The organism is Pseudomonas sp. YY-1 (assembly GCF_002843095.1).
GTDB classification, from domain to species: domain Bacteria; phylum Pseudomonadota; class Gammaproteobacteria; order Pseudomonadales; family Pseudomonadaceae; genus Aquipseudomonas; species Aquipseudomonas sediminis_A.
In genome coordinates this window covers 1-26,798 of record NZ_PJLX01000021.1, presented here as the reverse complement: position 1 = coordinate 26,798, position 26,798 = coordinate 1, and the positions used below count along the sequence as shown (strand labels likewise).

Genomic DNA, 26,798 nt, shown 5'->3' with positions numbered 1-26,798 from the left:
TATGGGCTATCGGTATGTTTCCGCTGTGCGCTTTGTAGGAGCCAGTTTGCTGGCGATCATTGCAGCCATAGGGTGTATCGCCGGCAAGCCGGCTCCTACAGTTCTGTGGGGCCACTGCAATCCGTAGGCGCCAGCCACGTTGGCGTTGTCGCCGTGATCCGAACGCGCTGCGTGGGGTTCGCTTCGATGCCCGCGAGAGCAGTGCTAGCGCGGATACAGCGGCGGCAGCGCGCTGCTTTCCTGCGGCGCTGCGCTTGGCTCCTGTGCGGCGGGCAGGTTGCGAATTGCCTTCCACAGCTCCTCGCCTTGCCACTGTTGGCCAACTTCGCTGTACAGCGCGCCATTAAGACCGTCCAGGGCGTCCGACAGCGGCACGTAGCGTGCGGCCATATCGGCGAGGGTTTCCGGTTGCTGACGGGCCCAGGCGTCGAGTGCATGGCGCGTGGCCTGGGCATCGCCGGCCTGGCAGGCCCGCTTGATGTCGTCGAGCAGCGTGCGCGGGCTGGGGCCGCTCTGTGCCGCGCGCTGGATCGCCGGTTGCCGGCGGGCATGCCACCACAAACCGAAGCCGAGCAGCGTGGTTACGCTCAATAGCGCGCAGGCCAACTGCCAGGGCCACAGGTCCGGCCCCTCGATCACCTGGGTCGTCACCATCGGTGTATTGGGTTGTTCATCGTTCTGCAGCTGCGGGTTTGCCGCGACCTGCAACGTGCGGGCGGAGAGGGTGGTGCGCTCCAGTGTGTCGGTCTGGGTGTTCCACCACAGCACTTCCAGAGGCGGCAGGTCGAAACTGCCGCTGCGATTAGGCACCAGCGCCTCGCGTTCCTCGCGGGTGCCGATGATGCCCGTTTCGCTCTTCTGGTCGTTCATCTGCGGCTGATCCGGGTAGCGACGCAGGCCGTCGACCTGGGTCGCCGGTAATGGCGGCAACTGGGCGCTGGAAAGTCCGTCGACCTTGAGAATCAGGCGGCGGGTCAGGGAGTCGCCGACCTGGCTCTGCTCCGGTTGCGGGTTCCAGGTTTCCGCCAGGCCCAGCGCACGCGCCGGCAGCCAGGGCGCATCGGCCGGGTAGTCGGCCGGCTTGGGTTTGACCTGCAACGGAATGTCGGGGGACTTGACCCGTGAGACCTTGCCGGTGCGTGGCCCGAATGGCAGGAAGTCGGTATTGCGCGAGCGGTCGACCAGGGTGGCGCTGAAGGTCTGCCCGGGAATCACCAGCTCGCCGCTGCGCTGCGGATAGATGGCGTACTGCAGTTCGATCACGCCGTGCAGCACGCCGCCTATGCTCTTTTCGTAAGTGCGCGGTTCGCCCAGTTGTTCGACGCGGGCATCGGGCAGCCGCAGCGGCGTCAGGCTGCTGTCGTCGTACATGGACACCGAGTGGTAGATGCGCAGGGTCAGCACCGCCTGAGCCTGGACGTAGACGTTGTCCTGATCGAGGCTGGCATCGATGAATACCGGTGCCAGTTGTTCGCCATCGCCGGCGCTGACAGCTGCCTCGACATTCAGCGTGATCGGCAGGGTTTCGGCGTCTTCAAGGCGGATTGCCGGGATTGTCACCTCGCCGTTGCGGCGCGGCTGCAGGGTGAGGATCCAGCGAGTGCTGGCGCGCGGTGCATCGCCGATGCTGCTCAGGCGGTTGACCTGACGACTGCCAAGTACCTCGAAGTCTTTCTCCAGCGGGCTCAGGTCGGGCCGACCAAAGCGGGTCGGGTCAGTCGACTCCAGCGTCAGTACCACCGTTTCGCCTTCGCTCAGGCGAGTGCGGTCGACGCTGGCGAAAAAGGCTTCGGCATGGGCCTGCCCCGCGAGCACTAGAAGAAGCAGGAAGACCAGACGCTTCATCGGTTCGAGTCCTGACGTTGTTGCTGTTCATACCAGAATTTGCGCCGCAGCAGCTCCGCCGGGTCGTCCGGGATCTGCCGCAGCCATTGTTCCAGCGCTTGCCGACGTTCTGCCGCGGTGCCCAGGTCGGCTTCCGTGCGGGGTTGCTCAACGGGCTCGGCATCGTCTGGGGAGGCACTGTCGGTGTGGCTGTCGGGTTGGCTGTCGTCCCCGGTGCCATTCGCGCTGCCCTGTACTGCGCTGCTCTCGCTGTTTTCACCGCTACTGCTCGGCTGGGTAGGCTGTGCAGCGGTGCTGTCGGCGGGCTGGCCGGCCGTGGATTCCTTCGGCTCCGCCTGATCGTCGTCGGGTGCTTGCTGCTCGGCCGAGTCACCCTCGCCGGATTGCTGCTGATTCTCGCGTTGGCGCAGCGCTTCTTCCACCAGGGCCTTGTTGTGCTGCGCGGCCGCCAGCTCCGGTTGGCGTTCCAGGGCCTGCTCATAGGCATCCAGCGCCGCTTCCAGTTCACCGGCCTTGGCCAGGGCGTTACCGCGATTGTAGTGATCGATGGCGCTGTCGCCCTTGGCGAAACGCTCTGCGGCGGCAGAGTAATCCTCGGCTTCATAGAGAGCCTTGCCTTGCCACTGCGGATCGACGAAGCGTTGGGCGGCTTCGTCAGGGCGTTGTGCTTCCAGCAGGCGCTGGCCCTGCTGATCGCGGCGCAGCCAGAGGTCGTCGAATTCGAAGGCCTGGCTGTTTTGTGGCGGCAGCATCAGCAGCAGTGGCAGGCAGAACAGCCAGCCGCGGCGCCCGGCACAGGCGGCCAGCATTAGCAGTGGCAGCAGCAGCCAGTAGCCCTGGTCGATATGGCTGTCGAGCAAGGTCGGCTCACCTGCCGCGCGCATGGCCTGTGGGCCATCGAGCAGGCCCAGGCGGCGCAGGTCGTCGTCGTCCAGGCGGATCGTCGCATAGCGACCGCCATGGGCCTCGGCGGTTTCCCGCAGGCCGCGTGCATCCAGGCGTGGGATCAGGATGGCGCCGCGCGAGTCCTTGAGAAAGCTACCGTCCTCTTGCACCACTGGCGCGCCTTCGCGACTACCCACGCCAAGCACCAGCAGCGGTACCGAGCGTTTCTCCAGTGCCTGCTGGATGCCGCTGCGTTCCTCATCATCGAGGGCGCTGGTGATCAGTAGCAGGCGGCCCTGGCCCAGTTGCGCCTGGTCGAGCAGTTGCAGCGCGCGCGCGACGGCCAGATCGGCGCGTCGGCCCGGCTCCGGCATCAGCGAGGGTTTCAGCGCTTCGAGCAGGTTGCGGCTGGTGGCCAGGTCATCGGACAGCGGCACCAGGCTGTGTGCGCTGCCGGCGTAAACGATGATTGCTGTCTGCGCGTCGCGACGGGCTTCGAGCAGGTCGAGCAGCTTGCGTCGGGTCTGTTCCAGACGGTTGGGGCGGCCGTCTGTTGCGAGCATCTGCGGCGTCAGTTCGAGCAGGATCAACAGTGGGTCGGCAGGCTTCTGGTTGCTCTGCTCAACGCGCTGCCAACTGGGGCCGAGTAGCGCCAGTACCGCCAGCAGCCAGGCCAGGCCGAGTGCCAGCCAGGGCAGCTTGCTGGAGCGGCCGCTGCCACCCTTGAGCAGCGCCTGATGGAATACAGGGGGTAGCAGCAGTTGCCAACGCCCGCTCTGGCGCTCGCGATGCCACAGGCGCCAGAGCAACCAGGCCAGCAAGGGCGCGGCCAGCAGCCACAATGGGCGCAGCCATTCCGGCCAGAGCAGGCTCATGCACGCCTCCTGAGTCGCTGTAGCAGGTCAGGCCAGAGCACCTGGCCAACCAGCAGCAGCGAGCCCAGCAGCGCCAGCGCCAGTGGCCAGGCATAGAGGGCCTGGGCCGGGCGGGCGAGGGTGGGTTGCTGGGCGACGGGCTCGAGGCGGTCGAGGGTCTGTTCGATCTGGGTCAGCTCGGCCTGATTGCGTGCGCGGAAATACTCACCGCCCGTGACGTCCGTGATCGCGCGCAGGCTGGTTTCGTCCAGATCCAACGCGCTGAAGCCGAAGCTGCCGAATGCACCGCTTTGCTGTGGGTCTGCGCCGATGCCGATGGCATAGATACGCACACCTTCATCGGCGGCCAGTTGTGCAGCCACCATCGGGTCGATTTCGCCGCCGTTGTTGGCGCCGTCGGTGATCAGCACCAGCACGCGACTTTGCGCCGGACGTTGGCGCAGGCGCTTGACTGCCAGGCCGATGGCGTCGCCGATGGCAGTGTTCTTGCCAGCGATGCCGATCAGCGCCTCGTCCAGCCAGGTGCGTACGGTGTGGCGGTCGAAGGTCAACGGCGCCTGCAGATAGGCCTGGCTGCCGAACAGGATCAGGCCAACGCGATCGCCACGGCGACCTTCGATGAAATCGCCGAGCAGGCGTTTGACCAGCTCCAGGCGGCTGATTGGCTCGTCATCCCACTGCATGTCGGCGTAATCCATGGAACCGGAGACATCCACGGCGAGCAGCAAATCGCGGCCGCTGGCCGGCAGCGGTAGCGGTTCGCCGACCCACTGCGGCCGGCCAGCGGCGCACAACAACAGGCACCAGAGCAGCACTAGTGGCGCTTGCTGGCGCCAGCTGGGCAGAGCAGCATGGGCGCGACGCCCGCTCAGGGCCTGCAACTCGTCGAGAAAGCCGACGCGCAGCGCCGCATCACCGCTGTCGGCCGGCGGTAGCAGCACGCGCAGTAGCCAGGGCAGCGGCGCGAGCAGAAAGACCCAGGGCCAGGCGAACTCAAACATGCTTGCGAATCCAGGTGGCGATGGCCTGATCGAGCTCCACTATGGCCTTGTCGCTCAGCGTGCACTGCGGTCTGTAGCTACCGTCGACGAGTATCATCCAGCGGGTCAGACCCGCCGCCGGACAGCGGTTATCGAGAAACGCCAGCCAGGCGCGGCTGCTCAGGGTGTGGCTGGCACTCTCGGGATAGCGTTCGCGGCACAGGCGCTTGAGCAGGGCGTTGAGCTGCTGCAGCCAGGGGCCGGCCGGGGCGCCGTCGAACGGCTTGCTCAGACGCGACAGTTCGTCGAGCGCAGCCTGGCGCAGTGGGTCGAGTGTTTGCTGCGTGACCACCTTTGGCGGACGGCGTTGCCAATTGCGCAGCAAGCGCCACAGGCCCCATGCCAGCAGTGGCAAGAGCACAGCCAGCAACCACCAGCCGGGTGCTGGTGGCCACCAGGGCACGGGCGCTGGATCGATCAGCGGCTGCAACTGGTCGATGGGATTCATAGGGATTTTCTCGCGTGCAGGCTGCTGAGCTGCTCCTGCAATTGCTCGACCAGTTCGAACTGCGTGCTCAGCGGCAGCAGCGGCACGCCCAGCTTTTGTGCCAGGCGTTGCCAGCGTGCCTCACGGGCCTGGGCCTGTGTGCGATAAGCCTGGCGCAGGTCGCCGTTGTGGCTGTCGAGCTCCAGCTGAGCGCCGTTCTGGGTGAAACGCAGCAGGCCGGCGGCCGGCAAGGCGTGGTCGAGCGGATCGGACAGTGGCAGCAGCAACAGGTCCGTGTGGCGTGCGAGCAAGGTGAGTTGCTGTTCGGCGTTGTCGCTGAGGGCACGTTCGTCGCAGAGCACGATTACCAGGCTGCCCGGGCGCAGCACCTCGCGGGCGCGACGCAGGGCCAGGCCAAAATTGTCGCGGCTGGTGTTGGCCTGGCTTTCCGGACCGAGCGCCTGGTTGGCGCGGGCCAGCAGGTTGAGCAGTTGCAGCAGGCTCTGCTTGCTGCGCCGCGGCTTGACCTCGTGATGCTCGTTGTCGGCGAACACCAGGCCACCGATACGATCGTTGTGACCCAGCGCGGCCCAGCCGATCAGCGCAGCGGCGCGAGCGGCCAGCACCGACTTGAAGCATTGGCCGGAGCCAAAGAACAGGCGCTGGCTCTGCTCGCTGATGATGAAGATGGGGCGCTCGCGTTCCTCATGGAACAGCTTGGTGTGCGGCTCCTGGGTGCGTGCGGTGACGCGCCAGTCGATGGTGCGTACATCGTCGCCCGGCTGGTAGACGCGCACCTGGTCGAAGTCCACGCCACGGCCGCGCAGCTTGGAGTGATGCAGGCCGATCAGCGGGCTGCGCCGGGCAGGGGTGGAGAACAGCGGCACCTCATGCACCTTGTGGCGCATGTCGATCAGCTCGCCGAGGGTGATATGGATGCCGGGTGCCGGGGTTGGGCTGGACATATCGATCTCACGCCATCCTGCCGTGCTCCCTCGCCCATTTATGGGCGAGGGCTGGGGAGAGGGTGGGGCGTTTCGCTGCCCTCTCCCCTGACCACTCGGCTTTGGCATCCTGCGTCGCTCTACCTCCTGCATCCATGCAGTCGTCTCCCGCAAGCGGGAGAGGGGAGACAAGCGCGCAATATGGCATTCAGGCCACCGCCACCACGTCGAGGATGCGCTGGATCACGCGGTCCTGATCGACCCCCGAGGCTTCCGCTTCGAAGGACAGGATGATGCGGTGGCGTAGCACGTCGAACAGCACCGCCTGGATATCTTCCGGGCTGACGAAGTCGCGCCCGGCCAGCCAGGCATGAGCGCGTGCGCAACGGTCGAGGGCGATGGAACCGCGCGGGCTGGCGCCGTAAGCGATCCAGTCGGCCAGCTCGGCGTCGAACTTGGCCGGGGTGCGGCTGGCCATGACCAGTTGCACCAGGTATTCCTCCACGGCATCGGCCATGTACAGGCCAAGAATTTCCTTGCGTGCGGCGAACACGGCCTGCTGGCTGACTCGGTGCTCGGGCTTGGCCTCACCATTGAGCGCATCGCCGCGGGCCTGGGCGAGGATCTTGCGCTCCACGGCCGCGTCGGGAAAACCGATCTTCACATGCATAAGGAAGCGGTCGAGTTGCGCTTCCGGCAACGGGTAGGTGCCTTCCTGCTCGATGGGGTTCTGCGTGGCCATGACCAGAAACAGCGGCGACAGATCGTAGGTCGAGCGTCCGACCGAGACCTGGCGCTCGGCCATGGCTTCGAGCAGCGCCGACTGCACCTTGGCCGGAGCGCGGTTGATCTCGTCGGCCAGCACCAGGTTGTGGAAGATCGGCCCCTGCTGGAACACGAAGCTGCCAGTTTCCGGGCGGTAGATCTCGGTGCCGGTGATGTCTGCTGGCAGCAGATCCGGGGTGAACTGGATGCGATGGAACTCGCCCTCGATGCCTTCGGCCAGCTCCTTGATCGCCTTTGTCTTGGCCAGACCAGGGGCGCCTTCGACCAGCAGATGGCCATCAGCGAGCAGGGCGATCAGCAAACGCTCGATGAGCTTTTCCTGGCCGAGGATCTGAGTGGAGAGAAATTGGCGTAACGCGACCAGCGCTTCACGGTGTTCCATCGTAGGGCTCTTCTGGCGGATGGGCGGGGCTTTGATTGCCGCGCGTGCAGACCGCCGACTTTAATGCATTTGCGGCTTCAGCCGCTATCTGCGGCGCTGTTCATGAACAGTCTGGCAACAGAAATGAGAGGCTGATCGCCAGCGCCGCAATGACCCGCCATTGCCGCAGGTGGGCCATTGCTACGCGTCGCTATTGCCACTGCGCGAGGAGTTGACGCTGGGCGAGGAGGGCGCTGTCCTGCGTGGTGGGCACAAGGTGTACGGTCTGCCCTGGCAGGCATTGCGCCAGCCGAGCCACGGCCTGTGGCGTCAGCGCACCCAGGCGCGGGTAGCCACCGATGGTCTGGCGATCATTGAGCAGGATGATCGGCTGGCCGTCCGGTGGCACCTGTACGGCGCCCAAAGGGATGCCTTCGGAGATCATTGAGCCCCGCTGGCATTGCAGCTGCGGACCGTTCAGGCGAATGCCCATGCGGTCGGCGCGTTGGTCGATCAGCCATTCACTGTTGAAGGCGTCGAACAGGCTCTGCCCGCGAAAGTCGCCAATTTGCGCGCCCAGCACCAGTTGCAGGCGAGGCGCTGCCTGGTATTCGGGAATGAATTCGGCGGGCATCTGCCGCGTTGCGCCAGTGGCAGCGGTCCAGCCCAGCGAGTCGCCGACAGCAATGGTACGGCCATCGCCCAGCAGGCCGCCAAGCCCTTCGCGCAGCATAGTGGCGCAACTGCCGAGCACCAAGGGTGCCTGGAATCCACCCGGCGCAGCCAGGTAGGCACGCGCGCCCTGGCGCGGCTGGGCGAAGCTCAGGCGCTGGCCTTCGCGCACTGCGAAGTTGCGCCACGGTGTTAGCGGCTGGTCGTCCAGCCGTGCACCGAGGTCGGCACCGGTTAGCGCCAGGGTGGCGTCGCGGCTGCATTCGAACTCGGCATTGCCCAGAGTGATCTCCACCACAGCGGCAGTCAGCGGGTTGCCCAGCAGCCAGTTGGCCCAGCGATGGGCGATCCAGTCCAGGGCGCCGCACTGGGTCACGCCGAGGTGGCGTACGCCGAAGCGGCCAGCATCCTGCAGTTGAATGAAAGGGCTGCTGCGCAATACGCGCAGGCCGCCATCGATAGCGCTCATTGGCTGGCCTCCAGCGGGCTGTCGTCACCACCCAGGCGGATGAATTCGGCGCGCTCGATGGGCACGAAACGCACCTGATCACCGGGTTGCAGCAGGCTATAGCCTTCGATGTCGCTGCCGAACAGGCGGCTTGGCGTGCGCCCGATCAGATTCCAGCCGCCGGGCGAAACCACCGGGTAGGCGGCCGTCTGCCGTTCGGCGATGCCGACGCTGCCGGCGGCGATGCGCTTGCGCGGTGTGCTCAGGCGCGGCGCGGCGAGGATTTTCTCGACCAGGCCCATGAAGGCGAAGCCGGGGGCGAAACCCAGGGCGAATACCTGATAGGCATGGCCGCTGTGCCGGGCGATCACCTCGGCTTCGCTGAGCCCGCTACGGCGGGCCAGCAGTTGCAGCTCCGGGCCGACGCTGCGGTCGTACCAGGTGGGCAACTGGTGTTCGCGACCGCCTTGCAGATCGGCAGGCTGCAAGCCATCGAGTGCTTCAGCGACCTTCGCTCGCGCCTGCTCGCTGTCGAGCTGGCACAGGTCGTAGTGCAGCAACAGCGTGGTGTAGGAGGGGACGAGGTCGATCAGTGCGTCGCCGAACACTTCCTGCAGGCGCGTGCGTGCGGCCAGCATCCACGGCATGTTGGCTTCATCGATAAAGTCGAACAGGCGCAGGATCACACTATCGATGCCGGCGACTTCCAGCCGGGCGTTGGGCGCCTTCATGCCTGAACCAGGCTGTCGAAGGCCTGGCGGATGCGTTGCACGGCAGCCACCGAACTGGCGTTGTCGCCATGCACGCACAGCGTCTGCGCGGCCAGGTGCAGTGCGCTGCCGTCGCTGGCCTGCAGGGCCTCGCCACGCGCCAGGGTGACTGCCTGGCTGACGATCACCTCGCTGTCGTGATGCACGGCACCCGGTAGGCTGCGGCTGACCAGGAAACCGGCGGCGTCGTAGGCGCGGTCGGCGAAGGCTTCGAACCACAGGGTCAGGCCGAATTCGTCGCCCAGTGCCTGGGCTGCGCTGTTGTCACGGGTGCACATCAGCATCAGCGGCAACTGGCGGTCGTACTTGGCCACGGCGCTCATCACCGCGCGCAGGGTGGCGGGCTTGCGCATCATGTCCTGATACAGCGCGCCGTGAGGTTTGACGTAGCTGACACGGGTGCCCTGGCTGCGGCAAATGCCTTCCAGTGCACCGATCTGGTAGAGCATCAGGTCTTCGACTTCCTGCGGCGTGCAGTCCATCGAGCGGCGGCCGAAACCGACCAGATCCTGGTAAGCGGTGTGTGCACCGATGCGTACATCGTGGGTCACGGCCAGGGCCACGGTCTTGCGCATCACGCTGGGGTCGGAGGCGTGGAAGCCGCAGGCGATGTTGGCGCAGTCGATATAGGGCATGACCTCGGCGTCCAGGCCCAGGGTCCAGGCGCCGAAGCTTTCGCCGATGTCACAGTTCAGAAGCAGATCGTTCACGCGGGAGCTCCTCAGGCAGGCAGCGATAGGCCGGTGCTGGCACGGCTTGCGACGGCCGTAGCCGTCATCCATGGCGGTCATTTTTCAACGACCTGCCTGAGGCGTCCAACTAATTAAAACGTGCACCCTATATAGGAAAAGTCGATGGGGCTCAGGCCAGTCGGAACTGACTGGCGCTGCGTCCCAATGCATCGACCTGAGACGACAGCCCCTCGGTATGGCCGCCCAGGGTATGGCGCAGGTCCTTGCTTTGCCCGGTATGCACGTTGATGGTTTCCATCTTGTCGGCGATGTCTTCGGTGGTGGTGGACACTTCCTCGATGGCCACCACGACCTGGTTCATCTCGCCGGTCAGGCGCTCCATCGCCGAGGTGATGGAGCTAATGGCGTCAGCTACCTGAGCGGCATGTCGCTCGCTGTCGGCGGCCAGGTTCAGGCCATTGCTCATCAACTGGTGCATGTGACGGGTCTGCTGCTGGAACTCGCCGACGATGGCGCTGATGTCGGTGGTTGCCGAGACCGTCTTCTGCGCCAGCGAGCGCACCTCATCGGCCACCACCGAGAAGCCGCGGCCGGCGCCACCCGCTCTTGCCGCCTCGATGGCCGCGTTGAGAGCGAGCAGGTTGGTCTGGTCGGCGAGGCTGTTGATCACATCGACGATGCCGTTGACCCTTGCGCTGCTTTGGCCGAGAGCATCGACCTGGCTGTGGGTGTCCTGAATCAGCTGCGCCAGGCGACTCATGCTGTCGACGCTGGCAGCGATTACCTTGCCGCCATCGCGCGCGGCATCGTAAGCGCTGGTGGTGGCGGTGCCGACTTCGGCGGTGCGTTGCGCCATGTCGTTGAGGGTGGCGCTGATCTGATGTGAGGCCGAGGCAGCCTGCTCGGTCTGTATCTCCACCTGGGTGCTGTTGTCGCCCAATTGGCGCATGGCATCGCCCAGGTAATGGTGCAGGCGGCTCAGCTCGCCGTTGGCGCGCACCACTTCGGCAACGATGCCGCCGATGCCCTGGATCATGCGGTTGGCGGATTCGGCCAACTGGTTGAATTCGTCACGCGGGTTGCTGCCTACCGGCAGCTTGCCGGTGAGATCGCCGGAAGCGACCTGAGTGAGCAACTGGGCGGCATTGCGCAGGCGGGTGACCAGCGTGCGCGACGCCTGCAGCAGGGTGAAGCAGAGCAGGGCAGCAACGGCAAGGAAGCTCAGCCCCATCATCCACAGTGCCGACAGGCGCGCCTGTTCGGCTTCCTGCGTGCGGCGCAATAACAGGCCGCTCTGCAGTGCTTGCGCTTGCTCGTCAATGCGCGTCTGCAATTGCTCGCCGAGTTGGCGCAGGCGCTGATTGGTCGCGTTGATGCGCTTGATGTTGCCGTGGATATCAGTGAACGCCTGGGCATAGCCCTGCACGTTCTTGCCGATCGGCGTGTCTTGCCATTCGAGATCCGCGATTTGCTCCTGCAGTTTGCCGATGGCCGTCAGAGCAATCTGGGCGAACGCTGGATCGAATGTCGACAGATAATCACGCTGGCTGCTCAGGGCACTGGTAATGAAGGGTTTGATCAGGTCGAAACTGATCGCCTCCAACGCCTTGCCTTTTTCCGTCAGTGTTTTGCGTTGGCCCTCGAAAGGTGTCAGCCCCAGGGTCTGATTGAGGCTCAGCCACTGGCGCTGTTGTGCCAGTTCCTCAAGCAGCACGGCCTGGATCTGCTGGGCGTGTTGCAAGGTGGCGTCATCTTCTAGGGCCTGCGCTTGTGTTAACAGTTGTCCGACAAGATCTTGCAATTCACCAAGGCCGTCATTGAACGCTTGCTGCAGGTCGGGGGTGATCTGCTGGCGCAACGCGTTCTGTTGCCACCAGTGGTTCATCAACTGAGTGCTGGCGCTGACATAGGCGGCTGCCTGTTCCCTTGCCTGTAATGCACTGCTGACGCTATGGCTGGCCCACAGAGAAGCGGCCGCCATCAAGACCAGGCTGATCAGGGTGAGCGCGATAAGGGCTCGGAATTTTTGTTGCCAGGACAGTAAAAAGCTCACGATAACGCCTCGCCATCTTCTTCAGGATGATTCTCAGGAGTCGGCAAGTTGTCATACAACTTGAAGAAAAGTCTATGGCTAACGTGGCCTTTTACATTCGGCTCAAGTTTGAGTGCGCATTCGCCTCCCGTCGAAGGCCTGCTGAGGATGGGGGCCTTCAGCTTGCGCAGGGCTCCATCGGCAATGCACCGTGTCGATGCAGCCTTGAAAGAAAATGTCGCAGCGCCGCAAGCGGTTGCAGGCCATCCCTCGTTAAGCTCGCTGGTTATGTGTGACCCGTCGGTCGCGCTCTTCACGCCAGTCCGCATGCGACTCGCAAGTGTCATTGTCGCTTCATGGACTAACGTTGAACTAACACCTCACGGCAGCGATCCAGACCTCCTGTCGAGCCACTAGCCCAATGGAGCAAAACCATGGCGTTCTTTACGGCGGCCAGCAAAGCCGACTTCCAGCACCAACTGCAAGCGGCCCTGGCACAACACGTGAGTGAGCGGGCGCTGCCACAAGTAGCCCTTTTCGCCGAACAGTTCTTCGGCATCATCGCCCTTGAAGAGTTGACCCAGCGGCGCCTGTCTGACCTGGTCGGCTGCACCCTGTCGGCCTGGCGCATGCTCGAGCAGTTCGATCACGCCAAGCCGCAGGTACGCGCGTTCAACCCCGATTACGAGAAGCATGGCTGGCAGTCCACCCACACCGCGGTGGAAATCCTCCATGGTGACATCCCGTTCCTGGTCGACTCGGTGCGCATGGAACTGAACCGCCATGGCTACAGCATCCACACGCTGCAGAACAGCGTGTTCAGCGTACGCCGTGACCAGAATGGTCAGTTGCTGGAAATCCTGCCGCGCGGCACCCAGGGTGAGGGCGTGCTGCAGGAAGCGCTGATGTTTCTGGAGATCGATCGCTGCTCCAGCGCTGCCGAGCTGAAAACTCTGGAGAAGGCCATTCACGAGGTATTTGGTGACGTGCGTATGAGCGTCGCCGACTTCCAGCCGATGAAGGCCAAGGCACGTGAACTGCTGGCCTGGCTGGATCGCGCCAAGCTCAAGGTGGACAAGACCGAGCTGGACGAAATCAAGGTCTACCTGAACTGGTTGCTGGACAACCATTTCACCTTCCTCGGCTATGAAGAGTTCACTGTCGCGCCGACCGCCGACGGCGGCACTATGGTCTACGACGAGAAATCCCTGCTGGGTCTGTCCAAGCGCCTGCGCACCGGATTGTCCGCCGAGGAACTGCATATCGAGCCGGAGGCGGTGGCCTATCTGCGCGAACCGCAACTGCTGTCCTTCGCCAAGGCTGCGGTGCCGAGCCGGGTGCACCGTCCGGCCTACCCGGATTTCGTCTCCATCCGCGAGCTCGATGCCAAAGGCAACGTGGTCAAGGAATGCCGCTTCATGGGCTTGTACACCTCGGCGGTGTACGCCGAGAGCGTATGGAACATCCCCTACATTCGCCGCAAGGTGGACGTGATCAAACAGCGTTCCGGCTTCGACAGCAGCGCCCACCTCGGCAAGGAACTGGCCCAGGTGCTGGAAGTGCTGCCGCGTGACGACCTGTTCCAGACCCCGGTGGACGACCTGTTCAGCACGGCGCTTTCCATCGTGCAGATTCAGGAGCGCAACAAGATCCGCGTGTTCCTGCGTCGCGATCCCTACGGCCGCTTCTGCTACTGCCTGGCCTACGTGCCGCGCGACGTGTACTCCACCGAGACCCGGATGAAGATCCAGCAGGTGCTGATGGAGCGCCTGCAGGCCACCGACTGCGAGTTCTGGACCTTCTTCTCCGAGTCGGTGCTGGCGCGTGTGCAGTTCATCCTGCGCGTCGATCCGAAGAACAAGACCCAGATCGACCCCGTGCGTCTGGAGAAGGAAGTCATCCAGGCCTGCCGTTCGTGGAAGGACGACTACGCCAGCCTGATGGTGGAAAGCCTCGGCGAAGCCCAGGGCACCAGCGTACTGGCCGAATTCCCCGGTGGCTTCCCGGCCGGTTACCGCGAGCGTTTCGCCCCGCACTCGGCGGTGGTGGACATGCAGCACCTGCTCAGCCTGAGCAACGACAAGCCGTTGGTGATGAGCTTCTACCAGCCGCTGGCGCAGGGCGACCAGCAACTGCACTGCAAGCTGTATCACGCCGATACGCCGTTGCCGTTATCCGACGTGCTGCCGATTCTGGAGAACCTCGGCCTGCGTGTGCTCGGTGAGTTCCCCTACAAGCTGCGCCGTGCCGATGGCCGCGAGTTCTGGATTCACGACTTCGCATTCACCTATGCCGAAGGTCTGGACGTCGACATCCAGCAGCTCAACGACACCCTGCAGGATGCCTTCATCAACATCGTCGGTGGCTCTGCTGAGAACGATGCCTTCAACCGCCTGGTGCTGACCGCCGCCATGCCCTGGCGCGACGTGGCGCTGCTGCGTGCCTATGCGCGTTACCTCAAGCAGATCCGCCTGGGTTTCTCGCTGAGCTACATCGCCGCCACCCTGGTCAACCACGCCGATATTGCCAAGGAACTGGTGCGCCTGTTCCGCACCCGTTTCTATCTGGCGCGCAAGCTCACCGCCGAGGATCTGGAAGACAAGCAGCAGAAGCTCGAGCAGGCCATCCTGGCTGCGCTGGACAACGTCGCCGTGCTCAACGAAGACCGCATCCTGCGTCGCTACCTGGACCTGATCAAAGCCACCCTGCGCACCAACTTCTTCCAGGCCGATGCCAGCGGCGCGGCCAAGTCCTACTTCAGCTTCAAACTCAGCCCACGGCTGATTCCGGATATTCCGCGCCCGGTGCCGAAGTTCGAAATCTTCGTCTACAGCCCGCGCGTCGAGGGTGTGCACCTGCGCTTCGGCGACGTCGCCCGTGGCGGCCTGCGCTGGTCGGATCGCGAAGAGGACTTCCGTACCGAAGTGCTCGGCCTGGTCAAGGCGCAGCAGGTGAAGAACGCGGTGATCGTACCGATGGGCGCCAAGGGTGGTTTCGTGCCGCGCAGGATGCCGGTCGGTGGTTCGCGTGACGAGGTGATGGCCGAGGGCATCGCCTGCTACCGCATCTTCATCAGCGGCCTGCTGGATATCACCGACAACCTCAAGGAAGGCGCGGTGGTGCCGCCGCAGAACGTGGTACGCCACGACGCCGACGACCCCTATCTGGTAGTGGCGGCGGACAAGGGCACCGCGACCTTCTCCGACATCGCCAACGGTATCGCCGCCGAATACGACTTCTGGCTCGGTGACGCCTTCGCCTCTGGCGGCTCGGCCGGCTACGACCATAAGGGCATGGGCATCACCGCCAAGGGTGGCTGGGTTTCGGTGCAGCGTCACTTCCGTGAGCGCGGCATTGACGTGCAGAAGGACGACGTCACCGTGATCGGCATCGGCGACATGGCCGGCGATGTGTTCGGCAACGGCATGCTGCTGTCGGAAAGCCTGCAACTGGTAGCGGCCTTCAACCACATGCATATCTTCATCGACCCGAACCCGGACGCCGCCAAGAGCTTCGTCGAGCGCAAGCGCCTGTTCGAGCTGCCGCGTTCGAGCTGGGCCGATTACGACGTCAAGCTGATTTCCGATGGCGGTGGCATCTTCCTGCGCAGCGCCAAGAGCATCGCCATCACCCCGCAGATGAAGGCGCGCTTCGACATCGCGGCCGATAAGCTGGCGCCCACCGAGCTGCTCAACGCGCTGCTAAAGGCCCCGGTCGATCTGCTGTGGAACGGCGGCATCGGTACCTACGTCAAATCCAGTAAGGAAAGCCACGGCGACGTCGGCGACAAGGCCAACGACGCCCTGCGCGTGGACGGTCGTGAACTGCGCGCCAAGGTGGTGGGCGAGGGCGGCAACCTGGGCATGACCCAGCTCGGCCGTGTCGAGTTCGGCCTGCATGGCGGCGCCAGCAACACCGACTTCATCGACAACGCCGGTGGTGTGGACTGCTCCGACCACGAGGTGAACATCAAGATCCTGCTCGGCGAGATCGTCTCCGCTGGTGACATGACCGAGAAGCAGCGCAACAAGCTGCTGGCCGAGATGACCGACGATGTGTCCGAGTTGGTCCTGGGCAACAACTACAAGCAGACCCAGGCTCTGTCGCTGGCCGAGCGCCGCGCCCGCGAGCGTGTTGGCGAGTACAAGCGCCTGATGAATGCGCTGGAAAGCGCCGGCAAACTTGACCGCGCCCTGGAGTTCCTGCCGTCGGACGAGGAGCTGAACGAACGCGCCACCAACGGCCAGGGCCTGACCCGGCCGGAGCTGTCGGTGCTGATCTCCTACAGCAAGATCGACCTCAAGGAGTCGCTGCTCAAGTCCCTGGTACCGGACGACGAGTACCTGGCGCGCGAGATGGAAACCGCCTTCCCGGCGATCCTCACCGAGAAGTTCGGCGACGCCATGCGCCGTCATCGCCTCAAACGCGAAATCGTCAGCACGCAGATCGCCAACGACCTGGTCAACCATATGGGCATCACCTTCGTGCAGCGCCTGAAGGAGTCCACCGGCATGAGCGCGGCCAACGTCGCCGGCGCCTACGTGATAGTGCGTGATCTGTTCCGCCTGCCGCACTGGTGGGCGCAGATCGAGGCGCTGGACTACAAGGTGCCGGCCGAGCTGCAACTGCAGCTGATGGACGAACTGATGCGTCTGGGCCGTCGTGCCACCCGCTGGTTCCTGCGCAGCCGTCGCAACGAGCTGGATGCCGCGCGCGACGTGGCGCATTTCGCACCGCGCATCGAGGCGCTGGTCGGCCGTCTGGACGAACTGCTCGAAGGCCCGGCCCGCGAACAGTGGCTGGCGCGTTACCAGAGCTTCGTCGAAGCCGGCACGCCGGAAGAGCTGGCGCGTGTGGTCGCCGGCACCAGCCACCTGTACACCCTGCTGCCGATCATCGAAGCGGCGGACGTCACCGGCAAGGACACCAGCGAAGTGGCGACGGCCTACTTCGCCGTTGGCGGCTCGCTGGAGCTGTCCTGGTACCTGCAACAGATCACCAACCTGCCGGTAGAGAACAACTGGCAAGCGTTGGCCCGCGAAGCCTTCCGTGATGATCTGGACTGGCAGCAGCGTGCGATCACCGTGTCGGTGCTGCAGATGGTTGATGGGCCGCAGGAGATCGAAGCGCGCGTGGCCTTGTGGCTCGACCAGCACCAACGCCTGGTTGACCGCTGGAAGGCGATGCTGGCCGAGCTGCGTTCGGCGACCGGCACCGACTACGCCATGTACGCGGTGGCCAACCGCGAGCTGATGGACCTGGCGCAAAGCGCCTGAGCCGTCCGCTGAAATAAAAGAGCCCCGCCAAGTGCGGGGCTCTTTCTTTGTGTGGCGCTGTATTCACAGGCTGACGTAGACCGGATGAAATCCGGGGAATTTTGCCGCTATTGTCCCGGATTGCATCCGGGCTACCACACCGTTATCGGTGAATGCAGCGCACCCTACGAGATGGAGTAGGGTGCGCCGTGCGCACCGAGATACTCCCGATCAGCGCAGCATCTGTTCGACCAGGCGTTTTTCTTCGGAAAGCTCGCGTTGACGGGCATCGATGCGCGAAGCCAGCTGGAAGTTGTTGCTGGCGCGGCGCTTGGCGAAATCCAGCTGTTCGATGGCCTGGTTGTAATCGCCGACCAGGGCAAAGAACTCTGCGCGTGCCTGGTGCAGGCCGATGGTGTTACCGCTCAGGCCACGCACCTCGGCGACCTGGTACCAGACGTCCGGGTCCTTGGCGCGAGTCTTGAGCAGATTGTCCAGCGCGCGCTCGGCATCAGGGATGCGTCGCTGCTTGAGCAGCAGGTCGACACGGGCCTGCTGCAACGGGTAATTGCTCGGGTAGAGGGCGAACATGCGCTCCTGACGACGCTCGGCAGCGTCCAGCCGGTTGGCCGCCATATCCAGCTCGATCTGCGCCAGGTTGTAGGTGATGTCGTCCGGGCTTTTGCTCAGCAGCGGCGCCAGGGTTTCAACGGCTTCAGCGAGCTGACCGGTTTTCATCTGCGCCAGGACCAGGCCGTAGCGCGCGGCATCGATGCGCGGGTTCTCGTCGAGCATGGCGCGAAAGCGCTTGGCAGCAACGCCCGGCGTCTCTTCGTAGGTCAGCTGTACGCGGGCGCGCATCAGTTGGTAGCGCAGGCTGTCTTCGCGGCCCGTGGCGGGGTACTGCTCGGCGCGGTTGCGGGTATCGGCGATACGCGATTCCGACACCGGGTGAGTCAGCAGGAATTCCGGCGGCTTGGCGTCGTAACGGTACTGACGCATCAGCCGTTCGAACATCAGCGGCATGGCGCGTGGGTCGTAGCCGGCCTTTTCCAGGTTGACCAGGCCAATGCGGTCGGCCTCCTGTTCGTTCTGCCGGGAGAAACGCCGTTGTTCCTGAATGGCGGCGGCCTGGGTCGACATGATGGTGGCGATACCCGCATCACCGGCACCTGCCGCAGCGGCGACGATACCGGCAAGCATGGCGGCCATCAGTGGCAACTGCATGCGTTGCTGCGCTTCGACGCCACGAGCGAAGTGGCGCTGCGACAAGTGCGCCAGTTCGTGGGCCATGACCGAGGCGTACTCGGCTTCGGTCTGGGCGTAGAGGAACAGACCGCCGTTGACCCCGACGATCCCACCAGGGGCGGCGAAGGCGTTGAGTTGCGGGCTGTTGAGCAACACGAACTCCAGGCGGCGATCCTGCAGCTGGCTGGTTTCCGACAGGCGATAGACGCTGGACTCGACGAAATCCTTGAGTTGCGGGTCGTCCAGTTGCGAAACCTGGCCACGCAGCAGGCCGAGCCAGGCACGGCCGAGCTGGTGTTCTTGCTGGGGCGAGACGATCGAGGAGCTGGCGTCGCCTAGCGACGGCAGATCACTGGCACCCGTATGGGCGGCGAACAGGCAGGCCAGCGTCAGCAGGGTGGGGCGCAGAAAAGTCATGCACTCAGGGCTCTTGGGAGGCAAAGGCGTTACTGTAGCCGGCCAGCTACCGCGCTGGCCAGGGTTGTGGCGGCTTGGGTATCCTAGCCGACCTATCAGGAGTAGATGATGACAGACGTACCGGCTTTCGATGCTGAACTCGATGCCTGCGGGCTGAATTGCCCGCTGCCTTTGCTCAAGGCCAAGCTCGAGCTCAATCGCCTGGCCAGTGGCGCCGTGCTCAAGGTCAGCGCCACTGACGCCGGCTCGCAGCGCGACTTTCGTGCCTTCGCCAGCCTGGCCGGGCATGCGCTGCTGCATGAAGAGCTCGATGAAGGCGTTTACCGCTATTGGCTGCGCAAGGCCTGAACAGCTGTTGCAGCTTGAAACATATCCCAGTGGCCATTCATGCGCGGCGTGCGCCATTTTTCATATGGCGGGCGTAGTGAAAGAACCGGCATTTCTCTGCGTTAAGGAATTCTGATGGTCAAGGTTATTCGCGACTGGTTGCATCGCTATTTCTCCGATGAGCAGGCGGTGGTGCTTGCGGTACTGCTGGTGCTGGGTTTTGCACTGGTACTGACCCTGGGAGGGATGCTCGCGCCTGTGCTGACTGGCCTGGTGCTGGCCTTTCTCATGCAGGGGGTGGTCAACGGCCTGGAGCGTCTGAAGATGCCGCAGGTGCTGGCCGTCTGGCTGGTGTTCACCCTGTTCATGGGCGGCCTGACGGTGTTCCTGCTGGTGCTGATGCCGCTGCTCTGGCAACAGTTGAGCACGCTGTTCAATGAGCTGCCGCGTATGGCGGCCGAATGGCAATCGGTGTTCCTGCTGCTGCCGGAGCGTTATCCGAACCTGATTACTGACGCGCAGGTCGTGCAACTTATCGACAGCATGCGCGGTGAAGCTGGCAAATTCGGCCAGTGGGCGCTGTCATTCTCCCTGTCCAGCCTGCCGATGCTGGTCAGCGTGATGATCTATCTGGTGCTGGTGCCGATCCTGGTGTTCTTCTTCCTCAAGGACCGCGAGCAGATCGGCCAGTGGTTCCGCAGCTACCTGCCGCGTGAGCGCGCCCTGATCACGCAGGTGGCGCAGGAGATGAATCAGCAGATCGCCAACTACATCCGTGGCAAGTTCATCGAGATCATCATCTGCGGCGTGGCCACCTACATCGCTTTCGCTTACATGGGCCTCAACTATGCGGCGCTGCTGGCTTTGCTGGTTGGCCTGTCGGTGGTGGTGCCTTATATCGGCGCGGTGGTGGTGACCGTGCCGGTGGCGTTGATCGGTCTGTTCCAGTGGGGCTGGAGCGATCAGTTCCTCTACCTGATGGTGGTATACGGCATCATCCAGGCGCTCGACGGCAACGTCTTGGTGCCGCTGCTGTTCTCCGAGGCCGTCAACCTGCATCCGGTGGCGATCATCTGCGCGGTGCTGCTGTTCGGCGGGCTGTGGGGCTTCTGGGGCGTGTTCTTCGCCATTCCGCTGGCCACCCTGTTCAAGGCTGTGATCAACGCCTGGCCGCGTACCGAGCCGGTGTCTGCCGAATAAGGCGTCGATGGCAAAGGCCAGGCTTGGGTTCCGGCGCGGCTTTTCGTAGGAGCCCCTCCCCGGGGCGAAGCTTTTCGATTGCGCGCCGCTCATGTTCGCGGCGGGGCGACGCTCCTACAAATGCGACGCGGAGCTGCTTGACTGAGCACCGGGTTATGCACCGCTCAAACCAGGCTACCTCCCAACAAAAACGCCGCGACGGCCATTGGCCGTCGCGGCGTTTCATTTGCAGGGCAGGGGCTCAGCCTTTGTTCAGGGCTTCGGCGGCTGCCAGCACTTTGTCGACATGGCCGGCTACCTTGAGGTTGCGCCACTCTTCACGCAGCACGCCGTCCTCGTCGATCAGGAAGGTGCTGCGCACGATGCCCATGTATTCCTTGCCGTAGTTCTTCTTCAGCTGGTACACGCCGAACTGGTCGCACAGCTGATGTTCTTCGTCGCTGATCAGCTCGAAAGGGAACGCCTGCTTGCTCTTGAAGCTTTCGTGCTTCTTCAGGCTGTCCATCGACACGCCGAAGATCAGCGTGTTGGCCGCCTTGAACTGCTCGAAGCGAGCACTGAAGTCCATCCCCTCGGTGGTGCAGCCCGGGGTCGCGTCCTTCGGGTAGAAATACAGCACGACCTGCTGGCCCTTGAGGGCGGACAGCTTTACCTGCTGGCCACTGGTGGCCTCGGCCTGGAAGTCGGCAACGGCTTTGTCGAGTTCAACGGGCATGGATACTCCTTGCATGCTGCTATCAGGGATTCTGTGGGCGCCAAGGTTCGATCAAGGCATCAAGATTCAGCGCATCGGCAAAATCCAGGAACTGATCGCGCAGCCAGCTGATCTGCGTGCCAGCCGGCAGCGTCACGGTCAGGGTGGCGTTGAGCATGGTGCCGCCGGTCTGCGGCGCCTGATAGGTGTCGCAGGTCAGGGCTTCCAGCTCGACGCGGTGGTCGATGAAGAACTGGCACAGCTCGTTGAGAATGTCCGGGCGGTACACGGCGCTGACATAGGCCACATAAGGCAGTGCCTGCGGGCGCACCTCGGCGGCGGCGCTGCGCGCCAGGTCCACGCTGAAATCATGCTTCTTGGCCAGCAGCGGCAGGCTCGACTCCAGGCGCGCCAGTGCATCCCAGCTACCGGACACCTGCAACACCAGGGCGCTGAATTCACCGTGACGGCTCAGGCGAGTGCTGATCACCGCGCAACGGTTCTCATGGCTGGTGCGGCTGAGCAGATTGGTCAGGGCCATGGCATCGCGGCCGAGAGCGCTGATGACGAGGAATTGTTCGCGAACGGGGGGGGTGGACATGCAGCCTTCCTAAAGCGATGAACGGTCCGCGCGTGAGAAGCCGCAGACCAAAGACAGCAGGTTAGCGAAAAGCACCGCCGAGGGGAATGGCGAAGCCTTGTGCATCGGACGACGGCCTGCGCCGATAGCCGGTCGCGGAAAAACGCAGGTCGTGTGCAAACGACCTGATAAGCCCGTGTCCGTTGCTTGTGCCGGATTGGTGGCACCAGTACCATTACGGCTCAAATTTTCCGGCAGGAGCGGTTGCATGATTGCGGGCAGTATGGTGGCACTGGTCACGCCCATGGATGCGCAGGGTGGTCTGGATTGGGAGGCCCTGAGCAAATTGGTGGATTTCCACCTGCAAGAGGGCACCAATGCCATCGTCGCGGTCGGTACCACTGGTGAGTCCGCCACGCTGGAAGTGCCCGAGCACATCGAAGTGATCAAACGTGTGGTCAAGCAGGTTGCCGGTCGTATCCCGGTGATCGCCGGCACCGGTGGCAACTCCACCCGTGAATCGGTCGAGCTGACCCGTGCCGCGCAGGAAGTCGGCGCCGACGCCGCCCTGCTGGTTACCCCGTACTACAACAAGCCGACCCAGGAAGGCCTGTACCTGCATTTCCGCCACATCGCCGAAGCCGTCTCGATCCCGCAGATTCTCTACAACGTGCCGGGCCGTACCGTGTGCGACATGCTGCCGGAGACCGTCGAGCGCCTGTCGAAGATCGACAACATCATCGGCATCAAGGAAGCCACCGGCGACCTGCAGCGCGCCCAGGACGTACTGGATCGCGTCAGCAAGGACTTCCTCGTCTACTCCGGTGACGACGCCACCGCTGTCGAGCTGATGCTGCTGGGCGGCAAGGGCAACATCTCCGTCACCGCCAACGTTGCGCCGCGTGCCATGAGCGACTTGTGCGCCGCCGCCATGCGTGGCGAGGCTGCTATCGCCCGTGCCATCAACGACCGTCTGATGCCGCTGCACAAGGCACTGTTCCTCGAATCCAACCCGATTCCGGTGAAATGGGCGCTGCACGAAATGGGCCTGATGGGCGACGGTATTCGTCTGCCGCTGACCTGGCTCAGCCCGCGCTGTCACGAACCGCTGCGCCAGGCCATGCGCCAGTGCGGTGTATTGGCTTAACTCAAGGATTCTACGCATGAAGCGACTGGCCGGATTTTCCGCCCTTGCTCTGATCATCTCCAGCACCAGCGGTTGTGGCTGGCTCTGGGGTGAAAATGGCTACTTCCGTGATCGCGGCAGCGACTACCTGGAAGCGCGCCAGACTGCACCGATGCAACTGCCGGCCGATGTCCAGGCCAAGCGCCTCGACCCGCTGCTGCCGGTGCCCGCTCAGATTGACAGCACCACCGCTACCCCCGCTGAATTCGAAGTGCCGCGCCCGCAAGGCCTGCAGGTACGTGCCGATGAACGTGAATTCACCCTGCAGCGCAGTGGTGATTCGCGTTGGGTCGTGGCCCAGCGCGTGCCGGCCGAAGTCTGGCCGCTGGCGCGTCAGTTCTTCGAAGACAACGGCTTCCGCATCGCCAGCGAGCGTCCGCAGGTCGGTGAGTTCACCACCGCCTGGCAGCGTTTCGATGATCTCTCCGCAGGTATGGCGCGTAGCCTGAGCAGCCGCGTAACCGGCGTTGCGGCGGATGCCGAAACCCGCGTGCGCGTGCGCATCGAGCCAGGCGTGCAGCGCAACACCAGTGAAGTCTTCGTCAGCAGCGCCGAGCGTCCTGCCGGCAGCACCGCCGATGTCGATTTCGCCGCCCGTAGCAGCAATGCCAGCAGTCTTGAAGCTGCACTGCTCGACGAAATGCTGGTGAGCATGGCTCGTGGCGTGGAGCAGGGCGGTTCGGTATCGCTGCTTGCCGCACGCGACTATGACGCGCCCAGCCGCGTCAGTCTGAGCGAAGACGGCAACGGCAACCCGGTGCTCAACCTCGGCGCCGATTTCGACCGCGCCTGGTCCGGCGTCGGCCGTTCGCTGGAGCTCGGCAACGTGCGCGTCGACGACCTCAACCGCAGCCTTGGCCTGTACTACATCAACATGGCCGAAGGCGCTCAGATTAACGAAGAGAAGCCAGGCTTCTTCGGTCGCCTGTTCGGCAGTGCGCCGAGCAAGGAAGAGATCGAAGCCCGCGCCGAGCGCTATCAGGTGCGCCTGACCCCGGTTGGCGATGGCGTCCAGGTCACCGTGGAAAAAGACCTCAACACCATTGCCCCGGCCGACGTATCGCGCCGCGTGCTGAGCCTGATCCAGGATAATCTCGGCTGACCGGCGCCAGCAGGCCGTTGAAAAACTGCCTGCAGCGCGCCCCAGCCGTTAATCGATGGGCGAAACCCGCAAAGGTTTCGCCTGTTTTGTTTGCCAGAAACGGAAATGCCGACATGAGCACACCCACCACCCTGAGCCTGAAGAAGATCTACTCGGGCAAGGTCCGCGACCTCTACGAAATCGACGACAAGCGCATGCTGATGGTGGCCACCGATCGTCTGTCGGCATTCGACGTCATCCTCGAACAACCGATTCCGGAGAAGGGCAAGATCCTCACCGCCATCTCCAACTTCTGGTTCGACAAGCTGGCTGGCGTGGTGCCCAACCACTTTACCGGTGACAAGGTCGAGGACGTCGTCTCCGCCGCCGAGCTACCACTGGTCGAAGGCCGTGCGGTGGTTGCCAAGCGCCTCAAGCCGGTCGCCGTGGAAGCCATCGTGCGCGGCTACATCGTCGGCTCCGGCTGGAAGGAATACCAGAAGAGCGGCACCGTCTGCGGCATCGCCTTGCCGGCAGGCCTGAAGGAAGCGGCCAAACTGCCGCAACCGATCTTCACTCCCTCGACCAAGGCCGCCGTGGGCGATCATGACGAGAACATCAGCTTCGAGCAGTGCGAAGCCATCATCGGCGCCGAACTGGCTGCCCAGGTGCGCGATACGGCGATCAAGCTTTACACCACGGCTGTCGAGTACGCCGCTACCCGCGGCATCATCATCGCCGACACCAAGTTCGAATTCGGCCTGGACGAAGACGGCACCCTGACCCTCATGGACGAAGTGCTGACCCCGGACTCCAGCCGCTTCTGGCCGGCCGATAGCTACGCCGAAGGCAGCAACCCGCCGAGCTTCGACAAGCAGTTCGTGCGCGACTGGCTGGAATCCACCGGCTGGAACAAGCAAGCCCCGGCCCCGGCCGTACCGGCAGACGTCGCGCAGAAAACCGCCGACAAGTACCGCGAAGCGCTGACCCGCCTGACCGCTTGAGCCTTGCGAGAGAAGGCCGGGCAGCCCCCGGCTTTTTCACAAGCGCCTGATAGAACACGAAAAATTTTCAAAATAAGCTTCGCCAAAGCGCATTCAGCTGTTATGATTCGCGCCGCTTGGGAAGATGCCGGAGTGGTCGAACGGGACGGATTCGAAATCCGTTGTGTCAGCAATGGCACCTAGGGTTCAAATCCCTATCTTCCCGCCATACATAGTAAAGCCCTGTAAATCAATGGTTTACGGGGCTTTTTCTTTTCCGGTTATACCACCCTTTCCCCCGATATTTTCTGAGATCAAGACTGCGCAACGCAGTGATTCCCGACCTGTAATTCTCCCTATCCTCCCACATACGGTGTGTTCATCGGCTGCGCCGTGCTCTGTGCAATTTGGCTGGTCATTGCTGTTACTATGCGCTCACTGCCGAACGTGACCAGTTCTAGAGGTATTAGATTTGTTTACTGGAAGCGGTGGTTTACCAGCGTCAAAAATGCTGTGTAACCGTACAGTAAAAAGAGCTTGAAAGTCGCACAGGATGCAGGGACAATTTTTGGTGGCAGCATTTTTTGTGCCAATAAAAAAGCCCTGACCCTTGCGGGCCAGAGCTTTACTTGAAGCGGTCAAAGAGACGGGCCTAGGAAACTCAATCTCAGAGACTGCACAACCTTCACCCGACTAGGAGCAAAAGGGGCACGAGATTCTAAGGATTGCTACAACCTCGTACAACCTTTTTAGGCCGTTATCGGCCGAAAGGTCAATAGGAAAGCGAGAAAATCAAGCGTCCCGCTACCGGTCGGGCTATCTCTAGGAGAAGCCCCATGACCTCGCGTCATCGCCGTCGCCGGCCTCGCTGGCACCCTCACTCACGTATCAAGACTGTTCACGTGAATCCCTATACCCGTTTCCGCTTTGGGCGTTGGGAGAGCGTTTGTGAACACTGGCGTAGCCCGCCAGGGACACAGCTGGCTTTCGAGTTCTGAGTTAGGGAGGGGCAGGAAACTGCCCCTTTTCACATCCTGACCAAATCTGCGGACTATCACCTTAGCTTGACAGTTGGGGCGGGTGGCCCCGTTCTTTTCCCGCAAAATCGACAAATCCGACAGAGAAAATCCCAGCTTGTCAGGGCTGGGGGGCTGTAGGCTCTGTGATTGACAGAACGCCTCTTGATGGCCTATTGATATCTGCGATTCATATCACGCAGCTAAGGACAGACAGAGGCACTATGGCTAACAATTCTTTTCGACCAAAGAAATTTGAAGATCATGAGATCGTAGGCCCTGACGGTTACGTTGTAGGGCATGTGCGCGTAAAGCCGAGTGGTATCTTGTGGTCACCCAAGAATGGCAAGGGTTACTACGGGGTTTCTTTGGAAGCGTTCGCTGCTTTTATGGAGGCGAACGGAACAAAGCAGACTAAGTAGCGCTTGACGCTTTCTGACAGAGCCTGTCGAGGGGTGACAGGTTCTGTTCCTAGGTTAAAAAATCAGGGAGAGGCGCTGCATTACCCGGCTTGCTTGGATAGGCGACCAGCTCCCACCCCTTGCAGTCGGGATCGATCTAGCGTTGAGGCAATCTGCTACGCCCTGGTAGGTTTTGGTGCCACGCAATACACAAAGCTCCACGGTATCGCGGATGCTCTCTGCGAAGGATTCAGCGCGACGCTTAGTAGCCCCCCACCCTTTGCTTGGCTGGCCTTTGTACGGCCTTTGGCAAGCGAAGCAGCACGATTGATAACCTTCTGTTGAGACACAGCGTCACCAGCTACAGCACGATCAGAAAGCTTCTGTAGAGCCTCTTTGGTACGTTGGCTGATAAATTCCCGTTCCTGCTGGGCAAGCATTGCGTAAAGGTGGAGCTCTAGGGTTTTGGCTCCTGGCATCGTGGCTACCTTAAAGTCAGCTCGCTTCATCAAGCCTGCAATGTGTTCAACGTCGCGGCTGAGACGGTCAAGCTTGGCCACCACTACCGGCAACCCGTGTGCGAACGCTTTCGATGCTTCCGGGTGTTGGCGCTGATGGAAAATTGACCCACCC

At 63.1% G+C, this 26,798-nt stretch carries 20 protein-coding genes and 1 tRNA gene; 7 read left to right on the top strand and 14 right to left on the bottom strand.

Annotation, left to right across the window (positions count from 1 at the left end; genetic code table 11):
- Positions 1-204: 204 nt before the first annotated feature.
- The 10 genes from CXP40_RS22385 to CXP40_RS22340 form a co-directional block, all read right to left on the bottom strand.
- Positions 205-1,845 (bottom strand): BatD family protein, encoded by a 1,641-nt coding sequence (locus CXP40_RS22385; RefSeq protein WP_106735523.1) that lies wholly within the window; start codon positions 1,843-1,845, stop codon positions 205-207.
- The gene (locus CXP40_RS22380; RefSeq protein ID WP_106735522.1) at positions 1,842-3,605 is read right to left on the bottom strand and encodes a VWA domain-containing protein; all 1,764 of its coding nucleotides are present in this window, start codon (positions 3,603-3,605) and stop codon (positions 1,842-1,844) included. Before CXP40_RS22380 ends, CXP40_RS22385 begins: the two co-directional genes overlap by 4 nt.
- Entirely contained in the window at positions 3,602-4,606 is a 1,005-nt protein-coding gene (locus tag CXP40_RS22375) for a VWA domain-containing protein (RefSeq protein ID WP_106735521.1), read from the bottom strand. Before CXP40_RS22375 ends, CXP40_RS22380 begins: the two co-directional genes overlap by 4 nt.
- Positions 4,599-5,093: a DUF4381 domain-containing protein gene (locus CXP40_RS22370; protein ID WP_106735520.1), complete on the bottom strand. Its 495-nt coding sequence runs from the start codon at positions 5,091-5,093 to the stop codon at positions 4,599-4,601. The genes CXP40_RS22375 and CXP40_RS22370 overlap by 8 nt, the downstream gene beginning before the upstream one ends.
- Positions 5,090-6,037 (bottom strand): DUF58 domain-containing protein, encoded by a 948-nt coding sequence (locus CXP40_RS22365; protein WP_106735519.1) that lies wholly within the window; start codon positions 6,035-6,037, stop codon positions 5,090-5,092. Before CXP40_RS22365 ends, CXP40_RS22370 begins: the two co-directional genes overlap by 4 nt.
- A gap of 187 nt (positions 6,038-6,224) precedes the next feature.
- Positions 6,225-7,184, bottom strand: a complete 960-nt coding sequence (locus CXP40_RS22360) for a MoxR family ATPase (RefSeq protein ID WP_003460622.1) — start codon at positions 7,182-7,184, stop codon at positions 6,225-6,227.
- Between the two features lie 190 nt (positions 7,185-7,374).
- Positions 7,375-8,304: a biotin-dependent carboxyltransferase family protein gene (locus CXP40_RS22355; protein WP_106735518.1), complete on the bottom strand. Its 930-nt coding sequence runs from the start codon at positions 8,302-8,304 to the stop codon at positions 7,375-7,377.
- Positions 8,301-9,014 carry an allophanate hydrolase subunit 1 gene (locus CXP40_RS22350; protein ID WP_106735517.1) on the bottom strand — a complete coding sequence of 238 codons (714 nt, stop codon included), beginning with the start codon at positions 9,012-9,014 and terminating at the stop codon, positions 8,301-8,303. The genes CXP40_RS22355 and CXP40_RS22350 overlap by 4 nt, the downstream gene beginning before the upstream one ends.
- Positions 9,011-9,763 carry a 5-oxoprolinase subunit PxpA gene (locus CXP40_RS22345; RefSeq protein WP_106735516.1) on the bottom strand — a complete coding sequence of 251 codons (753 nt, stop codon included), beginning with the start codon at positions 9,761-9,763 and terminating at the stop codon, positions 9,011-9,013. The genes CXP40_RS22350 and CXP40_RS22345 overlap by 4 nt, the downstream gene beginning before the upstream one ends.
- 151 nt (positions 9,764-9,914) lie before the next feature.
- On the bottom strand, positions 9,915-11,798 hold the full coding sequence (locus CXP40_RS22340; protein ID WP_106735515.1) for a methyl-accepting chemotaxis protein: 1,884 nt from the start codon (positions 11,796-11,798) through the stop codon (positions 9,915-9,917).
- 413 nt (positions 11,799-12,211) lie between these two features.
- On the opposite strand from CXP40_RS22340, the gene CXP40_RS22330 reads away from it, so the two are divergent.
- Entirely contained in the window at positions 12,212-17,053 is a 4,842-nt protein-coding gene (locus CXP40_RS22330) for an NAD-glutamate dehydrogenase (protein WP_106735513.1), read from the top strand.
- Positions 17,054-17,263: 210 nt separating this feature from the next.
- Here the strand turns inward: CXP40_RS22330 and CXP40_RS22325 are convergent, their stop codons facing one another.
- Positions 17,264-18,697: a M48 family metalloprotease gene (locus CXP40_RS22325; protein WP_106735512.1), complete on the bottom strand. Its 1,434-nt coding sequence runs from the start codon at positions 18,695-18,697 to the stop codon at positions 17,264-17,266.
- 108 nt (positions 18,698-18,805) lie between these two features.
- Here CXP40_RS22325 and CXP40_RS22320 point away from each other — a divergent pair, with 108 nt between their 5' ends.
- Complete coding sequence (locus CXP40_RS22320) at positions 18,806-19,045, top strand: sulfurtransferase TusA family protein (RefSeq protein ID WP_106735511.1); 240 nt, start codon at positions 18,806-18,808, stop codon at positions 19,043-19,045.
- 114 nt (positions 19,046-19,159) lie between these two features.
- Positions 19,160-20,224 carry an AI-2E family transporter gene (locus CXP40_RS22315; protein WP_106735510.1) on the top strand — a complete coding sequence of 355 codons (1,065 nt, stop codon included), beginning with the start codon at positions 19,160-19,162 and terminating at the stop codon, positions 20,222-20,224.
- 241 nt (positions 20,225-20,465) lie between these two features.
- Here CXP40_RS22315 and CXP40_RS22310 read toward each other — a convergent pair whose 3' ends face one another.
- Both CXP40_RS22310 and CXP40_RS22305 read right to left on the bottom strand, forming a co-directional pair.
- Positions 20,466-20,939, bottom strand: a complete 474-nt coding sequence (locus CXP40_RS22310) for a peroxiredoxin (RefSeq protein ID WP_106735509.1) — start codon at positions 20,937-20,939, stop codon at positions 20,466-20,468.
- A gap of 22 nt (positions 20,940-20,961) precedes the next feature.
- Complete coding sequence (locus CXP40_RS22305; RefSeq protein WP_072425349.1) at positions 20,962-21,519, bottom strand: glycine cleavage system protein R; 558 nt, start codon at positions 21,517-21,519, stop codon at positions 20,962-20,964.
- Between the two features lie 247 nt (positions 21,520-21,766).
- Between CXP40_RS22305 and dapA the strand changes: the two genes are divergently transcribed.
- From dapA to CXP40_RS22285, 4 genes are all read left to right on the top strand, one after another.
- Positions 21,767-22,645 (top strand): 4-hydroxy-tetrahydrodipicolinate synthase, encoded by an 879-nt coding sequence (gene dapA / locus CXP40_RS22300; protein ID WP_003460631.1) that lies wholly within the window; start codon positions 21,767-21,769, stop codon positions 22,643-22,645.
- Positions 22,646-22,661: 16 nt separating this feature from the next.
- Positions 22,662-23,786 carry an outer membrane protein assembly factor BamC gene (gene bamC / locus CXP40_RS22295; protein WP_106735508.1) on the top strand — a complete coding sequence of 375 codons (1,125 nt, stop codon included), beginning with the start codon at positions 22,662-22,664 and terminating at the stop codon, positions 23,784-23,786.
- Positions 23,787-23,899: 113 nt separating this feature from the next.
- The gene (locus CXP40_RS22290; protein ID WP_072425347.1) at positions 23,900-24,769 is read left to right on the top strand and encodes a phosphoribosylaminoimidazolesuccinocarboxamide synthase; all 870 of its coding nucleotides are present in this window, start codon (positions 23,900-23,902) and stop codon (positions 24,767-24,769) included.
- 118 nt (positions 24,770-24,887) lie between these two features.
- A tRNA-Ser gene (locus CXP40_RS22285) sits at positions 24,888-24,977 on the top strand.
- A gap of 1,364 nt (positions 24,978-26,341) precedes the next feature.
- Here CXP40_RS22285 and CXP40_RS22280 read toward each other — a convergent pair.
- Positions 26,342-26,798 (bottom strand): recombinase family protein (locus CXP40_RS22280; RefSeq protein ID WP_177429708.1); only part of this gene is annotated, 457 nt, incomplete at its 5' end.

Bases quoted from the DNA above. Each gene is read 5' to 3' on its own strand.
- CXP40_RS22385 (WP_106735523.1), bottom strand. From the start codon at position 1,845: ATGAAGCGTCTGGTCTTCCTGCTTCTTCTAGTGCTCGCGGGGCAGGCC.
- CXP40_RS22380 (WP_106735522.1), bottom strand. From the start codon at position 3,605: ATGAGCCTGCTCTGGCCGGAATGGCTGCGCCCATTGTGGCTGCTGGCC.
- CXP40_RS22375 (WP_106735521.1), bottom strand. From the start codon at position 4,606: ATGTTTGAGTTCGCCTGGCCCTGGGTCTTTCTGCTCGCGCCGCTGCCC.
- CXP40_RS22370 (WP_106735520.1), bottom strand. From the start codon at position 5,093: ATGAATCCCATCGACCAGTTGCAGCCGCTGATCGATCCAGCGCCCGTG.
- CXP40_RS22365 (WP_106735519.1), bottom strand. From the start codon at position 6,037: ATGTCCAGCCCAACCCCGGCACCCGGCATCCATATCACCCTCGGCGAG.
- CXP40_RS22360 (WP_003460622.1), bottom strand. From the start codon at position 7,184: ATGGAACACCGTGAAGCGCTGGTCGCGTTACGCCAATTTCTCTCCACT.
- CXP40_RS22355 (WP_106735518.1), bottom strand. From the start codon at position 8,304: ATGAGCGCTATCGATGGCGGCCTGCGCGTATTGCGCAGCAGCCCTTTC.
- CXP40_RS22350 (WP_106735517.1), bottom strand. From the start codon at position 9,014: ATGAAGGCGCCCAACGCCCGGCTGGAAGTCGCCGGCATCGATAGTGTG.
- CXP40_RS22330 (WP_106735513.1), top strand. From the start codon at position 12,212: ATGGCGTTCTTTACGGCGGCCAGCAAAGCCGACTTCCAGCACCAACTG.
- CXP40_RS22325 (WP_106735512.1), bottom strand. From the start codon at position 18,697: ATGACTTTTCTGCGCCCCACCCTGCTGACGCTGGCCTGCCTGTTCGCC.
- CXP40_RS22320 (WP_106735511.1), top strand. From the start codon at position 18,806: ATGACAGACGTACCGGCTTTCGATGCTGAACTCGATGCCTGCGGGCTG.
- CXP40_RS22315 (WP_106735510.1), top strand. From the start codon at position 19,160: ATGGTCAAGGTTATTCGCGACTGGTTGCATCGCTATTTCTCCGATGAG.
- CXP40_RS22310 (WP_106735509.1), bottom strand. From the start codon at position 20,939: ATGCCCGTTGAACTCGACAAAGCCGTTGCCGACTTCCAGGCCGAGGCC.
- CXP40_RS22305 (WP_072425349.1), bottom strand. From the start codon at position 21,519: ATGTCCACCCCCCCCGTTCGCGAACAATTCCTCGTCATCAGCGCTCTC.
- dapA (WP_003460631.1), top strand. From the start codon at position 21,767: ATGATTGCGGGCAGTATGGTGGCACTGGTCACGCCCATGGATGCGCAG.
- bamC (WP_106735508.1), top strand. From the start codon at position 22,662: ATGAAGCGACTGGCCGGATTTTCCGCCCTTGCTCTGATCATCTCCAGC.
- CXP40_RS22290 (WP_072425347.1), top strand. From the start codon at position 23,900: ATGAGCACACCCACCACCCTGAGCCTGAAGAAGATCTACTCGGGCAAG.